Annotated in this window: 8 protein-coding genes and 5 pseudogenes; 4 read left to right on the plus strand and 9 right to left on the minus strand. The window is 69.7% G+C overall.

Annotation, left to right across the window (positions count from 1 at the left end):
* Positions 1 to 84 precede the first annotated feature (84 nt).
* A pseudogene (locus AB0J04_RS38080) lies at positions 85 to 339 on the minus strand (LamG-like jellyroll fold domain-containing protein); the annotation flags it as partial.
* Positions 340 to 371: 32 nt separating this feature from the next.
* Between AB0J04_RS38080 and AB0J04_RS38085 the strand changes: the two are divergent.
* Positions 372 to 647, plus strand: a pseudogene (locus tag AB0J04_RS38085) (RHS repeat-associated core domain-containing protein); the annotation flags it as partial.
* An 811-nt stretch (positions 648 to 1,458) separates the two neighbouring features.
* Here the strand turns inward: AB0J04_RS38085 and AB0J04_RS38090 are convergent.
* The 3 genes and pseudogenes from AB0J04_RS38090 to AB0J04_RS38100 form a co-directional block, all read right to left on the minus strand.
* Positions 1,459 to 2,565: an aliphatic sulfonate ABC transporter substrate-binding protein gene (locus AB0J04_RS38090; protein WP_363173215.1), complete on the minus strand. Its 1,107-nt coding sequence runs from the start codon at positions 2,563 to 2,565 to the stop codon at positions 1,459 to 1,461.
* 232 nt (positions 2,566 to 2,797) lie between these two features.
* Positions 2,798 to 3,016, minus strand: coding sequence for a putative leader peptide (locus AB0J04_RS38095; RefSeq protein ID WP_363173216.1), 219 nt, complete (start codon positions 3,014 to 3,016; stop codon positions 2,798 to 2,800).
* 38 nt (positions 3,017 to 3,054) lie between these two features.
* A pseudogene (locus tag AB0J04_RS38100) lies at positions 3,055 to 3,416 on the minus strand (Rrf2 family transcriptional regulator).
* Between the two features lie 388 nt (positions 3,417 to 3,804).
* On the opposite strand from AB0J04_RS38100, the gene AB0J04_RS38105 reads away from it, so the two are divergent.
* A complete protein-coding gene (locus tag AB0J04_RS38105; protein ID WP_363173217.1) occupies positions 3,805 to 7,014 on the plus strand; it encodes a glycoside hydrolase N-terminal domain-containing protein in 3,210 nt (1,069 codons plus the stop codon).
* 116 nt (positions 7,015 to 7,130) lie between these two features.
* Here the strand turns inward: AB0J04_RS38105 and AB0J04_RS38110 are convergent, their stop codons facing one another.
* On the minus strand, positions 7,131 to 8,024 hold the full coding sequence (locus AB0J04_RS38110; protein ID WP_363173218.1) for an RNA polymerase sigma-70 factor: 894 nt from the start codon (positions 8,022 to 8,024) through the stop codon (positions 7,131 to 7,133).
* A gap of 45 nt (positions 8,025 to 8,069) precedes the next feature.
* Complete coding sequence (locus AB0J04_RS38115; protein WP_363173219.1) at positions 8,070 to 9,248, minus strand: FAD-dependent oxidoreductase; 1,179 nt, start codon at positions 9,246 to 9,248, stop codon at positions 8,070 to 8,072.
* Between the two features lie 156 nt (positions 9,249 to 9,404).
* Here AB0J04_RS38115 and AB0J04_RS38120 point away from each other — a divergent pair, with 156 nt between their 5' ends.
* On the plus strand, positions 9,405 to 9,794 hold the full coding sequence (locus AB0J04_RS38120) for a barstar family protein (RefSeq protein ID WP_363173220.1): 390 nt from the start codon (positions 9,405 to 9,407) through the stop codon (positions 9,792 to 9,794).
* 68 nt (positions 9,795 to 9,862) lie between these two features.
* Positions 9,863 to 11,485 (plus strand): alpha/beta fold hydrolase, encoded by a 1,623-nt coding sequence (locus tag AB0J04_RS38125; RefSeq protein ID WP_363173221.1) that lies wholly within the window; start codon positions 9,863 to 9,865, stop codon positions 11,483 to 11,485.
* Between the two features lie 116 nt (positions 11,486 to 11,601).
* On the opposite strand, the pseudogene AB0J04_RS38130 reads toward AB0J04_RS38125, so the two are convergent.
* The 3 genes and pseudogenes from AB0J04_RS38130 to AB0J04_RS38140 all read right to left on the minus strand — a co-directional run.
* Positions 11,602 to 12,321, minus strand: a pseudogene (locus tag AB0J04_RS38130) (DUF3533 domain-containing protein); the annotation flags it as partial.
* A gap of 58 nt (positions 12,322 to 12,379) precedes the next feature.
* Positions 12,380 to 13,177, minus strand: a pseudogene (locus AB0J04_RS38135) (enolase C-terminal domain-like protein); the annotation flags it as partial.
* Between the two features lie 28 nt (positions 13,178 to 13,205).
* The gene (locus AB0J04_RS38140) at positions 13,206 to 13,604 is read right to left on the minus strand and encodes a RidA family protein (RefSeq protein WP_363173223.1); all 399 of its coding nucleotides are present in this window, start codon (positions 13,602 to 13,604) and stop codon (positions 13,206 to 13,208) included.
* Positions 13,605 to 13,762 lie beyond the last annotated feature (158 nt).

The raw sequence follows: 13,762 nt of genomic DNA on the forward strand, positions 1-13,762 counted from the left end.
TCGCTGTCTTTGATGTTTTTCTGCCCCCCGTGGTGCGCCCCCATTCCCGGCCCCCCCCCCGGTGGTGCTGTCAGGCCGCCAGGTTCAGGGGATGCTCTGGCAGAGCGCGCAGACCTGATCGGCCGACAGGGCGTAGTCGTACGCCTGGACGCCGCTCACGGAACCGTTCACCCAGTCGTCCTGGCTGCCGTTGTCGAGCCCCCGGCCGAGGACCAGGTTTCCGGTGGTCTCCCACGGGGTGACGCCGGTGGCGGTGCCGGCCAGGGCGCCCTTCACGTACGGCTGGGCGGTCTTGGTGGCGGCGCTGTAGACGCCGACCAGGTGGGTCCAGGAGTTGGCCGAGGGCCTCCTGGCTCGGCGACAAGGGCTACGTCGGCGGCACCACCGACACCGCCACCAGCCTGGTCAACCTGGGGCTGCGCGAGTACGACGCGCAGACCGGCCGCTTCATTAGCCGCGACCCGGAGCTGGAGGCCGCCGACCCCTCGCAGCTGACGGGCTACGACTACACCGCCAACAACCCGGTGAAAGCGGCACCAGACCGGGCGACTTCGACCTCGGCAGCAACGCCGACGAAGGCCATGTCGAGGGACATACCTACTATTCGCCGAACGGGTACTCCTACTGAACCGCCCGCCGTTGTCTGACCGCAGGCGGTGATCCGGGACAGGGGCGGATGCGTACCGTGAAGGTGCGTCCGCCTCCGTCCCTGTCCTCGAAAGGCACGTTCCTTGTCCTCGACGCTCTACCGAGTGCGCGAACCCTTCCCCGATGCCCTGAGTGCGCTGACGCGGGCGCGCGCGATCATGCGCGACCTGGCTGACTTGACCTTCGACCCCTGGCCCCGACTGGAGCCGGTCACCACAGTCGAGCAGTACGCCCACGCCCTCCGTTCCTTCGACACCGCCCGCATGGTCGCGGACCGGGAACCCGGCGTCGTGCCCTTCCTGGACGAGCTGCGGCGTCGCGGTGTCGTCACGTTCGACGCGGAGCAGCCGTACTTCTGGTCCACGGTGAACCCGCGACTTTGCTCCGACCTGGCCGCCCTCTGGCCGCTGCCCGAGGGCGTGGTCCTCGGCCTGAAGTCGACGTCGCCCTTCGGAGGCCCCGACAGCGAGCCCGAGGACGACTGCACCGAGGAGGAACCGGACCAGACGGTCTCCGTGTTCGGGCCGCTGGTTCTCGACGTCAGCTGGGACTGTGCTGGCGCGGCCTGCGGCCTGCGGCCTGCCGCAGCTCAAGCTGGTCGACCCGATGCCGTAGCAGGACGTGTCCAACAGGCGCCCCGGACTTCCAGGCTGACTTTCCGTTCCGCCCTGCGCTGGATGCGCGGTGACGCGGCGGAGCGCTCGATCACCGCGTCCAGCTGCCGAACAGGAGTCACGGCGATCATCGGGGGCGCTGTCGGGCTGGCTGGTGCGGCGTCAGTGCCAGCCAGCCCCCTGCGTTCCCTCGTCGTTACTCGGCGCCGAGACCGGCGTCGTCGACCGTGGCCTTGCCCGCGGCCTTGAGGACCTTGTTCAGCGGTGCGAGGTCGTAGATGCCCTTCAGGTCGGGCTTCTCCAGGAGACCGGCCTTGACCGCGTGCTCCGCCTCGGTGTTGAGGGTGGCGGCCAGCGGGTCGTCGAGGAAGGTGATGGACTGCCAGGCCGGGTCGATGACGTCGGCGGGCAGCGCCTTGCCCGACAGCTTCTCCAGCGCCGCGTTGGCGGACGTCTTGGCCTTCTCCGGGTTGGCGTTGATCCACTCGTTGGTCTTCACGGAGCCGCGCAGTACGGCCTCGACGACGTCGGGGTGCTCCTTGAGGAACTTCTGCGACACGATGATGTTCGTGATCACGAACTTCTTGTCCGGCCACAGCGTCGACTCGTCCAGCAGCACCTTGCCGCCCTCGGCGACCAGCTTGGAGGCGGTCGGCTCCGGCACCCATGCGCCGTCGATGGAGCCGGACTTGTAGGCGTCCGGGGTGACCTTGTTGTCCGTGCGGACGACGGAGACGTCGCCCTTGCCGCTCTGCGCGTCGACGTTCCAGCCCTTCTCCGCGATCCAGTTGAGGAAGGCGACGTCCTGGGTGTTGCCGAGCTGCGGGGTGGCGATCTTCTTGCCCTTGACGTCGTCCAGGGACTTGATCTTCTTCGGGTTGACGACGAGCTTCACACCACCGGAGGCGGAACCGCTGATGATGCGCAGGTTCTTGCCGTTCGACTTGGTGTAGCCGTTGATGGCGGGGGAGGGGCCGATCCAGCCGATGTCGATGGCGCCGGCGTTCAGCGCCTCGATCTCGGAGGGGCCGGCATTGAAGGTGGCCGCCTTGATCGTGGTCCCGCCGAGCTCCTTCTGGAGCAGGCCCTCCTGGACGCCCACCAGGGCGGTGGCGTGGGTGAGGTTGGGGAAGTAGCCGATCTTCACCTCGTCGGCGGAGAGCTTCTTGGCGTCTGCCGCGACCGCGGCCTGCTTGCCGTCGTCGGTGGACTCGGAACCGTAGCCGCAGGCGGTGAGCAGGAGGGGGAGCGCGGCTAGGACGGCGATGGTGCGCAGGGCGGTGAGCGGTCTCGCGGCAGACACGGAGGTGTCCTTTCAGGGGATGGGCGATGAGGGAGGTGCGCAAGGTGAGATGACTGCTTGTCGGCGGGGCAGGCACCGACACGCCGCCCCGCGCCCGTCGGCGGCAGGCATGCCGGCGGGCGTTGAGAGGCGGAACCGTGGGGGTGTGGTCAGCCGACGGCGTCCGACCCGCTGACCCGCCGACGAGGCGGAGCGACGGAGAGGCGGAGGCGCGGTGCCGGTTCGGGGAGAGTCAGGCGCTGTGGCGTCGGAGGGGCCGACAGATGGCACTGGACACACGACCGAGGTCGATGTGACGACGCGAGGTCAGGAGGGGCAGCATCCGGCCGACAAGGTCGAGCGTTCTCATGGCCCCCCCCCACAGATCCCTAGTTTTCCTACCTGGATGATGGGGATCGTGGCAGAACACGCCGTCCACCCCAAGAGGGTGTTCGTATGGCGGACACAACATTCTCGAACTGTGAGATCAGTGCTGGGCGGCCGAGCGGGTCAGGGGTTTACCCACGTCTCGGGGGTTTTGGTCAACGCGGAGACATCGGCGGGCAGTTGGGCGATGCGACGTCGGTGAGCGACATGCCCTCAAGGATCTCGCGCACGTTGGACCGCGGCGAGCTCCAAAAAAGTGGGAGCAGCGACTCGGCGGGCCTGGCCGGCCGGTAGCCGCCGTTGCCGCCGCGCCGGCTGAGCACCAGACCGCCGCGGCACATGTCGTTGAGGACGCTCTCGAGGAATTTGTGCGGGATGTCCTGGGCGTCGGCGATGGCCTCGGCCTTCAGCGGCCCGTCGTCCCGTGACGCGGCGAGCTGCAGTGCGGCGCGTACCGCGTAGTCCGCCCTGGCCGAGATCCGCATGTGCGCACTGTCCCGTACCGCTTCGGTCGGGGTCCCCGGTCCGGCGGCCGAGGCGCTCAGGCCCGCAGAGGGGGCGAACTCGGCGGCGTGGTCGAGTGCGCCGTCGGCGCCTGTGGTCGGACGGGCAGGGCGAAAGGAGGGTGCGCACGCGGCGAAGCGGGAGAGGCCCCGCGCCGGAGCGGCGGAGGAGCGCAGCCCGAGCACCGGCAGCGGTCGGGAGGCGGACAGCCGTCCCGGGCGGGTCCCGACGGTCGCCGCCCAGGTCAGTAGTGCCCGCCTCTAGACATCCGATCTATTCTCCGGCGAAGATGATCGAGCCCTCGATGGACGTCGACGCGGCAGTCGCTTCCCCGCGAAAGAGCCGATGAATAGGCCGGGAGATTTCACTGTGATCAATGACTCTCAACCGCAGCGACGGAGCCTCCTCAAGCTCGGTGGCGCCCTCGCCTTCGCACCTTTGATCACTCAGCTGACCAGCGGCGTCCCCGTGGGGCAGGCCGTCGCCGCAGGGACCGGCGCGCCGACGGCCGACCAGTGGCCGACTCTGTCACGCAAGGCGCTGAAGTACCGCGTCCCCGCAGCGGACTGGCAGTCTCAGGCCCTGCCGATCGGCAACGGCAGACTCGGCGCCATGCTCTTCGCCGATCCCTACGAGGAGCGCATCCAGTTCAACGAACAGAGCCTGTGGGGCGGGGTCAACAACTACGACAACGCTCTCGCGGGCAGACCGGACAGCGATTTCGACACCGGCATGACCGGCTTCGGTTCGTACCGGAACTTCGGTGACCTCGTCGTCGCCTTCGCGCCCCGCGCGAGCCCGAAGGTCACGGCCCCCGGGGGACCGTACAGCAGCTCCTCGGCGGAAGCCGTCGACAAGTCGTACGACGGCGACTCGAGCACCAAGTGGTGCATCGAGGGGCCCGGTTCGAAGGTGCAGTGGCAGGTCGAGCTCCCCGAACCCGTCACGGTCGCGTCCTACCGTCTGACGAGCGCGAACGACGTGCCGCAGCGCGACCCGCAGCAGTGGACGCTCTCCGGCTCCGCCGACGGCGCCGCCTGGACCACACTGGACAGCCGCACGCTGGAGGCGCCCTTCGAGAGCCGTTTCCAGACGAAGGAATTCACTTTTGCCGGCGCCGCGGCCTACCGCTTCTACCGGTTCGACTTCGTCCCCAAGGCGGGCGTCAGCCACTTCCAGGTGAGCGAGATCGGTCTGTCCGGCGTGGACCTCGGCGGGGGCGGCTCGATCTACCTGTCGTCGCCGAGCGGGCATTCCAAGGGATCCGGCGCCGGGTCCAAGTCCCGCGCCACGGACATCTCACGTTCGGTGGACCGTGCTCCGGCCACGGTCTGGCGGGTCGACGCCGACGCCCCGGCGGTCGTCTGGCAGGCCGATCTGCCCCGCGCGGTCGTCGTCACCTCGTACGCGCTGACGGCCGCCCCGGACCGCCCGCGGGACGACCCCCGGCGATGGACGCTGGAGGCGTCGCAGGACGGGCGTGCCTGGACGACCCTCGACACGCAGAACCCCGGAGCACCCTTCGCGAACCGCGGCGAGACCCGGACCTTCCGGATCGGCAACACGACGGCCTACCGCGCCTACCGGCTCACTCTGACCCCCGGCGCGTCCGCCAACGGGCTGCAGATCGCGGAGATCGCGCTGGAAGGCACGGGCTTCGACACGCGTACGCAGCGGACGGTCGTCGACTACCAGCGCAGCCTCGACTTCATCGAGGGCGTCCACACCACCCGCTTCGGCGTCCCGGGACACCGCGTCCTGCGCGAGGCCTTCGCCGGCCGGTCCGCGGACGTCATGGTCTTCCGCTACACATCGGACGATGCCCGGGGACTGTCCGGCGCGATCTCACTGACGTCAGCACAGGACGACGCCCCGACGACCGTCGACGCCGGCGCAGGGCTGATCGCCTTCAGGGGCGTCATGGGCAACGGGCTCAAGCACACGTGCACCGTCCGGGCCGTGCACACCGACGGCGACCTCCGCGCCGACGGTTCGGCGCTCCGGTTCAGCGGCTGTACGACCCTGACCCTGTTCCTCGACGCCCGCACCGACTACAAGCTCGACGCCGCCGCCGGGTGGCGCGGAGCCGATCCGGAGCCGATCGTCGCCAGGACGCTCGCCAAGGCGGTCGCCCGGCGCTACGACAAGCTGCGCGACGAGCACACCGCCGAGACGCGCGCCCTCATGAACCGTGTCTCGGTCGCCTGGGGCTCCTCCGACGCAGCCGTCGCCGCGCTGCCGACCGACGCCCGGCTGGCGCGCTATGCGGCGGGCGGCGAGGACCCGACACTCGAACAGACCATGTTCGACTACGGCCGCTATCTGCTGATCAGCTCCTCCCGCCCGAGCGGCCTGCCCGCCAACCTCCAGGGCCTGTGGAACGACAGCAACCAGCCGGCATGGGCCTCCGACTACCACACCAACATCAATGTCCAGATGAACTACTGGGGGGCCGAGACGACGAACCTGTCGGAGTGCCACGAGGCGCTCGTCCGGTTCATCGAGCAGGTGGCGGTGCCCAGCCGCGTGGCGACCCGCAACGCCTTCGGCCAGGACACGCGCGGCTGGACCGCCCGCACCAGCCAGAGCGTGTTCGGCGGCAACTCGTGGGAGTGGAACACCGTCGCGAGTGCCTGGTACGCCCAACATCTGTACGAGCACTGGGCGTTCACCCAGGATCTGGGCTATCTCCGTACCACCGCCTACCCGATGATCAAGGAGATCTGCGAGTTCTGGGAGGACAGTCTCAAGGAACGCGAGGACGGACTCCTCGTCGCACCGAACGGCTGGTCGCCCGAACACGGGCCGCGTGAAGACGGCGTCATGTACGACCAGCAGATCATCTGGGACCTGTTCCAGAACTACCTCGACTGCGAGGCGGTGCTCAAGGCGGATCCCGCCTACCGGGCCAAGGTCGCGGACATGCAGGCGCGCCTCGCGCCGAACAAGATCGGCCAGTGGGGTCAACTGCAGGAGTGGCAGGAGGACATCGACAGCCCCACCGACATCCACCGGCACACATCGCACCTCTTCGCGGTCTATCCGGGCCGCCAGATCACCCCGAAGACGCCGGACTTCGCGGCTGCCGCCCTCGTCTCGCTCAAGGCGCGGTGCGGCGAGAAGGAGGGCGTCCCGTTCACTGCCGCGACGGTGTCGGGCGACAGCCGCCGCTCATGGACCTGGCCCTGGCGGGCGGCCCTCTTCGCCCGCCTCGGCGACGGGCACCGCGCCCAGATCATGCTGCGCGGACTGCTGACCTTCAACACGCTGCCCAACATGTTCGGCAACCACCCGCCGTTCCAGATGGACGGCAACTTCGGCATCACGGGCGCCGTGGCGGAGATGCTCCTGCAAAGCCACGACGGCGTCATCCACCTGTTGCCCGCCCTCCCGGACGCGTGGAAGGCCAAGGGCTCCTTCACCGGGCTCCGCGCCCGCGGCGGCTACGAGGTGGACTGCACGTGGCGGGACGGCAAGGTCACGTCCTACCGCATCGTGGCCGACCGGGCACGGAGCCGGGGGAGCGTGAGCGTGCGGGTGAACGGCGTCGACAAGAAGGTGAAGCCGGCCAAGCCCTGACGGCGGCACCGGATCGCTGCCGCCGCAGCCATGCCGACGGCCGCCCGCAGCGCAGCGGCACGGAACGTCGGCATGGCCGCCCGCTCCACCGCATCCTGTCGGCCGCATCGTGCGCCTCAGGGCAGCGCCAGGCTGTTGTCGGGGGTCAGGCCGCTGAGCTTTTCGGGGTTGACCTGGAAGCGCAGGTTCTGGATGCGGCCGTCGGCGAGGTCGAACGTGAGGGTGCCGACCGTGTGTCCGCCGAGGGTGGCCAGGACGCCGAGCTCGCCGTTGATGACGGCCGACTCCATGGTCAGGGCGGCCAGTTCGGGCTTGGCCAGGAAACCCACGATCCAGCGCGCGACGTGGTCGGTGCCGTGGAGCGGGCGGCGGGCGGCGGTGACCTTGCCGCCGCCGTCGGACCAGGCGGTGACCTCGGGGGCGAGCAGTTCCATGACGGCGTTCAGGTCGCCGCCCGCGCACGCCTCCATGAACTGGGCGGTGATCTGCCGGCGCCGGGTCTGGTCGGCGTCGAAGCGGGGGCGGCGGGCCTGGACGTGCCGACGTGCGCGGTGGGCGATCTGGCGGACCGTCGGCTCGGGGCGTTCCAGGGTCTCGGAGATCTCCGCGTGCGAGTAGCCGAAGACCTCACGGAGCAGGAAGACGGCGCGCTCGACGGGGCTGAGGGTTTCCAGGACGACCAGCATCGCGGTGGAGACGCTGTCGGCCAACTCGGTCTCCGTGGCGACGTCGGGGGAGGTCAGCAGAGGCTCGGGGAGCCACGGCCCGACGTACGTTTCGCGGGTTGCCCGTGCGGAGGTGAGGCGGTTCAACGAGAGGTTGGTGACCGTGCGCACCAGGTAGGCCTTGGGGTGGCGAATCGCGTCGCGGTCCACGGTGCTCCAGCTCAGCCAGGTGTCCTGGAGGACGTCCTCGGCGTCGGTGACGCTGCTCAGCATGCGGTAGGCGGTGGCGAACAGCAGCCTGCGGTGTTCGATGTACGGATCCTGCTCGTCCTTGGCGTCGACCATCGGCTCATGCTGTCAGCGCCGCAACCAGGGCGGCAAGGCCCGAGATCACGCCGCGGGCCTGCGGGTGGCGCGGCCGCCCTTGGAGACGATGGTGGTGACGTTCATGCGCTTGCTGAATCGGTAGGTCGTGAGCGGGCTGGCGCTGACCATCTCCTTGTACGCGACGGCGCTGCGGCCGGTGAGGTGCATGCGGCGGGGAGTCTCGTCGGCCTTGGTGAACTGAATGACGGCAGCGCGGCGGCCCAGGCTGACCGGCTGGTGGAAGTAGCCGAAGCGGAACGGCTTGACGGCCTTGCCGCGCACGAGCCGCGCGATGGTGTCGGCGGTGTACTGGGCGGTGGGCAGACCGCTCTGGCAGGTCCCGTGGATCCGTCCCCAGGCCAGCCGGACGGCGGCGGCGTCGCCGACGGCGTGGATCTCCGGGTGGGAGACCGAACGCAGCGTGGCGTCGACGAGGAGGAGGCCGCGGTCGTCGGTGGCGATCCCGGCATCGGCGGCGAGCGGCGACACCTTGACGCCGGTGGTCCACAGGCAGGCGTCGGAGCGGACGAGCCGGCCGTCGGCCAGTTCGACGGCGTCGGGCAGCACCTTGGTGACGCGGGCGCCGGTCTCAAGAGTGACGCCGAGGCGGTCCAGCGTGCCGTAGAGGTAGGCGCGGGCCTTGGCGCCCATCATGCCGCCGGGCTCGTCCAGGCTGATCAGCGTGACGTCCAGGCCGGGGTGGCTCTCGGCGATCTCGGCGGCCGCCTCGATGCCGGTCAGGCCGCCGCCGCAGACGGTGACCGTGCCGCCGGACGCGGCGACCTCGGTGAGCCGAGCGGCAAACCGACCGGCGATCTCCAGGTTGTTGAGGGTGAACGCGTGAGTGTCGGCGCCGGGGACCTTGCCGGTGTCGGTCGAGCTGCCGAGCGCGTAGACGAGCGTGTCGTACCCGAGGGTCTCGGCGCCGTCGACGGTGATCTGCCGGGCCTCGGGGTCGACGGCGGTGGCGGTGCCCTGGACGAACGTGACGCCGGTCCCGGAGAGCAGGTCGGGGATCCGGTGGTCGGCCGGCTCCTGCCCGGCGGCGACCTGGTGCATCCGCAGCCGCTCGACGAACCGGCTCGAGGGGTTGACCAGGGTGATCTTCACGCCGGTCCGGCGAGTGCGGTGGGCCAGCCGGATGGCGCTGAACATGCCCGTGTAACCGGCGCCGAGGACGACGATGCGGTGGCCGTTGTTCATGGGATCTCCCGAGGTCGGGCACCGACTTCGGTGTCGGTGACGCCCATCGGACATCCGACCCGTGCCGGACGTGACAGGTCATCGATGTGATCCACATCACACCCCGGTGCGGCGTTGGCGCACCGGCAGCGACCCGTCGGCCGTATCGTGCGTGCCGTGACGGCGATATACGTGCTGGACGGCACCCGGGTGAGGACGCTGGAAGACTTCTGGCGACTCATCGGCGAGGCGGTCAACGGTCCTGGAGGCTACTTCGGCAACAACCTCGACGCCCTCGCAGACTGTCTCAGCGGTGGCTTCGGGCAGCCCGACGACGACGATGACTACGTCATTGAATGGCGTGATCACCAGGCGTCTCGCGAGAACCTGAGTCACCTGGAGACGGCTCGCCAGCTGGAGATCCGCCTCTCGCGGTGCCATCCCACGAACCGTTCTGCTGTCCGCGCGGAGCTGGCTGCGGCGCGTACGGAGCACGGACCGACCGTCTTCGACTGGCTGATCACGATCTTCGAGGATCGTGCCCCGGGCGTCCTGCGGCTTCGGTGACCACCCGGGTCGGATGCCGCCGACGACCCTTCCGAAGAACGGGGCCGCAGCGTGAGTGAATAGCGGGCATGCTCTTCGACTTCGCACACGACCACGACGGTGAACGGCTCAGCGGTGTGTACGGCGGTGATCCGTCCGGGGTCACCGCCGTGGTGCTGCACGGCGCGGGCAACAGCAGCAGCAAGCGACTGCTGCCGCTGGTACGGGAGTTCGTGGCCCACGGCTGTCGAGGGGTCGCCTTCGACTTCTCCGGGCACGGCGACAGCACCGGAACGCTGAGCGAGTTGAGCCTGCGACGGCGGTTCGAGCAGGCCGTCGCGGTGATCGACGCGTACGCGGGGGCGACCGGGCCGCTGGTCCTGGTGGGGTTCAGCATGAGCGGGCAGACGGTGGCGGATCTCGTCCGGCACTACGGGGATCGCGTCGCGGCGCTGGGACTGTGCGCGCCCGCCGCGTACACGGCCGAGGCGTGGGACGTGCCCTTCGGGGACGGCACCGGGCGGTTCAGCGAGATCATCCGGCGGTCGGACAGCTGGCAGGAGGCGCCCGCGCTCCAGGCGTTGCGAGCGTACGAGGGCCGGGCGGTGCTCGCCGTGCCGGGCACGGACGCGGTGATCCCGCCCGCTGTGACCGAGGCCGTACAGGACGCGCTCGCCGCGCGCGCCCAGTACACGCGGTTCGACCTTCCGGACGCACAGCACCAGCTGGGGCTTTGGTTCCACGAGCACGGCGACGACCGGCGCGAGTTCGTGGAGGCCGTGCTGACCGGCCTCGACGACCGGGGCTGGACGGCCACACGCGCATGGGTGGCCAAGCGGCTCGGCCACGGCCGCTCGGTCACCGGCTCGGGTCTCCTGTCCGGCGGCTGGAGCTCCCAGATGCGCCGGCTGACGCTCGACGACGGCACGGACCTGGTGCAGCGGACCTTCGTGAAGCCGTTCTTCCGCCACCACGGACCCGGAGTGCTGGCCCGCGAGGCGGACATCCTGACGCTGCTCGCCGGGCAGGAGGGCATCCCGGCGCCCGCTCTCGTCGCCGTGGACGCCACGGCCGAACACTGCGACCACCCGACCCTGTTGATGTCCGCGCTGCCGGGCCGCGTCCGCGTGGACGAGGAAGACCTCGAACGGCGCCTCGACCTGCTCGCGGCCCAGCTCGTCCGCGTCCACGGCGTCGTACCGGACGAAAGACCGCGCCCGTATCAAGCATGGACGTCCCCGGAGCGCGTCCGTGCCCTGGACGGCTCCCTGTGGGAGCGGGCCGTCGACGTGATCCGCCGCGACCCGCCGCCGTACGAAGGCTGCTTCCTGCACCGCGACTTCCACCCCGGGAACGTGCTCTTCACGGGCGCAGGGCCGACGCTGCGGATCAGCGGGCTCGTCGACTGGGTCGAGACCTCGTGGGGCCCCGCCGACCTCGACGTCGCGCACTGCTCGACAGCACTCGCGCTGTTGCACGGACCGGAGCACGGGCTGGACTTCCGCGAACGGTACGAGGCACACGGCGGCCGCGACCTCGCCGACGGCCCCGACCACCTGTACTGGCGGCTGCTCGACGCCCTGCACTACTGCCCCGACGCGGCGAAGCCGGCCGGACCGTGGCGCGAGCTGGGCCGGGACGATCTGACGGCGGACGTGCTGGGGGCACGGCTGGAGGCGTACGTGGACGGACTGCTGAAGCGATACGGCTGAGGAGGACCCGGCCGCCAGCTCTGACGCCTCCCCGGCAAGAACTGACCGCACCCGTCCGGGGCCGGAGAACTACCGGCCCCGGACGCGCACTTCACCGTGCGCAGGATCGCCGCGGATCAAACGGGCTGCGGCGTCAGGCGCTTGTGGCCCTTACGGTCGTAGTACGCGGTCATCGCGAAGCCGAAGAGCAGCGCGACGGCCGTGCCGATCGCGATCATGATCCAGGCTCGGGTGAGGCCGGCGTCGCCGCGTGCCTGGAAGTAGAGGATCGCGCGGACGCCGTCGCTGAGCTGGCGCATGGGCTCGAAGTGGGACAGGAACTCGTAGAAGCCGGGAACTGCTTGGAGCGGCACGGTGGCGCCCGAGGACGGCAGCCCCAGGACGATGAACACGAACATGGACACCAGCTGGCCGATGCCGCCGAAGGCGGCGTTGATGGCCTGGACGCCGAGGCCGACCGCGAGGGACGCGCAGTAGGAGTAGACCCACAGCAACGGGATGTGCGTCGCGTCCATGCCGAGGACGCTGACGCAGGCGAGCATCACGAGGGAGACGCTGATGAGCGTGATGCCGGCCGTCATGGCCATCTTCAGCAGCAGCGTCTGGGTGCGGTTGATCGGCACCGTGGGCAGGCGGGTGTGCCAGGGGCCGATCTCGTTGTCGGCGTAGCCGAGGGCGGTGTCGACGCCGTTGCTGATGACGTTGCCGCCCATGAATCCGGCCAGGACCAGCAGCAGGGTGTAGTAGAACGCGGTCAGTCCCAGTCCGCTGTGGTCGCCGAGGGGGTGGCCGACCTCGGCGGTGACGGTGACCGGATCGGCGAGCAGCAGTTTCGTCTCGCGCCAGTTCGAGGAGAGTACGGGCGGCGCTGAGTCCGCCGCTCTTCGCCAGCTTGACGTTGACCAGATCCGCCGCGCGCCGGCGGATCACCTCGACCAGGTCGCGCACGTCGAAGACGGACTCGTCCGCCATGATCGGGGTCTCGACGCGGTCGCTCACCCACGCCAGGCCCTCCACATCCCGGTAGGCCACCGGCTGTTCGACGAACTCCACCCCCACGCCGGCGTCCTCCAGCGAGCGGATGACCCTTACCGCCTCGCGGGGCGTCCACCCCTGGTTGGCGTCGAGACGGATCCTCACCTCCGGGCCGATCGCCCGGCGGACCGCCGTCACACGGCTGACGTCCATGGCCGCGTCCGTGCCGACCTTGACTTTCAGCACGTCGAAGCCCTCCGCGACCCGGCTCTTCGCCGCCGTGACCAGACCGTCCACCATGCCGACCGCAAGGCTCACGTCGGTGGGCACCACCAGCCGGGAGCCGCCGAGCAGTCGGACCAGCGGGACCTCGAGGCGGACCGCGGCGAGATCGTGGAGCGCGATGTCCACCGCGGCCTTGGCCGGCTCGTTGCCGACCACCGCGCGGCTGACCCTGCGACAGTTCTCCACCAGGTCATCGGCGTCGCGACCGATGAGCAGCGGGGCGAAGGCCTCGGTGACGCAGGCCTCGCTGGAGGCGAGTGAGGATCCGGTGACAGTCCACACCTCCGGGGCCTCGCCGAAGCCGGAGCGTCCGTCGCGGTCCACGATCTCGACGACGACGGTCGAGACGTGGGTCAGACGCGCCAGGGCAGTGACGAACGGCGTGTGGAGGGGCGCCACCAGACGGTGGACATGGACAGCGGCGATGGTCATCGATCAGCCTCGTTGCACTCAGGGGTTCTTAGCGGACGCAGGCCGTCGCCCTGCGCGCGTACACCTCGATCTCGATCTTCATGCGGGGATCGGACAGGCCGCACATCAGCATGGTGGCCGCCGGCCGGGCCTCGCCGAAACAGCGGCGCAGGACTGGCCAGCAGGGCTCGAAGTCGGCGCGATCGGGCAGGAGATACCGCACACGCACGACGTCGGCAAAGGTGCACTTCGCCTCGGTCAGCGCGGCCTCGATGTTGCGCAGGCACTGCTCAGCCTGCTCCACCACGTCGTCGGAGATGGTCATGGTGGTGTAGTCGAAACCGGTCGTCCCGGACACATGCACCCAGTCGCCGTCGACCACGGCACGGGCATAGCCGATCTGCTCCTCAAAGGTCGAGCCGCTGAGGATCGCACGTCGCTCCGTCATGCGCCGAACGCTAAGCGACCAGTGGAGATACGTCTAATACGGTCAGAAGCATTGCCTGATATCTCTAGATGATCAATTCCAAGGGGTGCCTGCGGAGACGCAAACGAGGGCATCCATGATCGTTTTGTGACGAACAACCTGGACACCCTCGCGACAGC

The organism is Streptomyces sp. NPDC050263 (assembly GCF_040655955.1).
Taxonomy (GTDB): domain Bacteria; phylum Actinomycetota; class Actinomycetes; order Streptomycetales; family Streptomycetaceae; genus Streptomyces.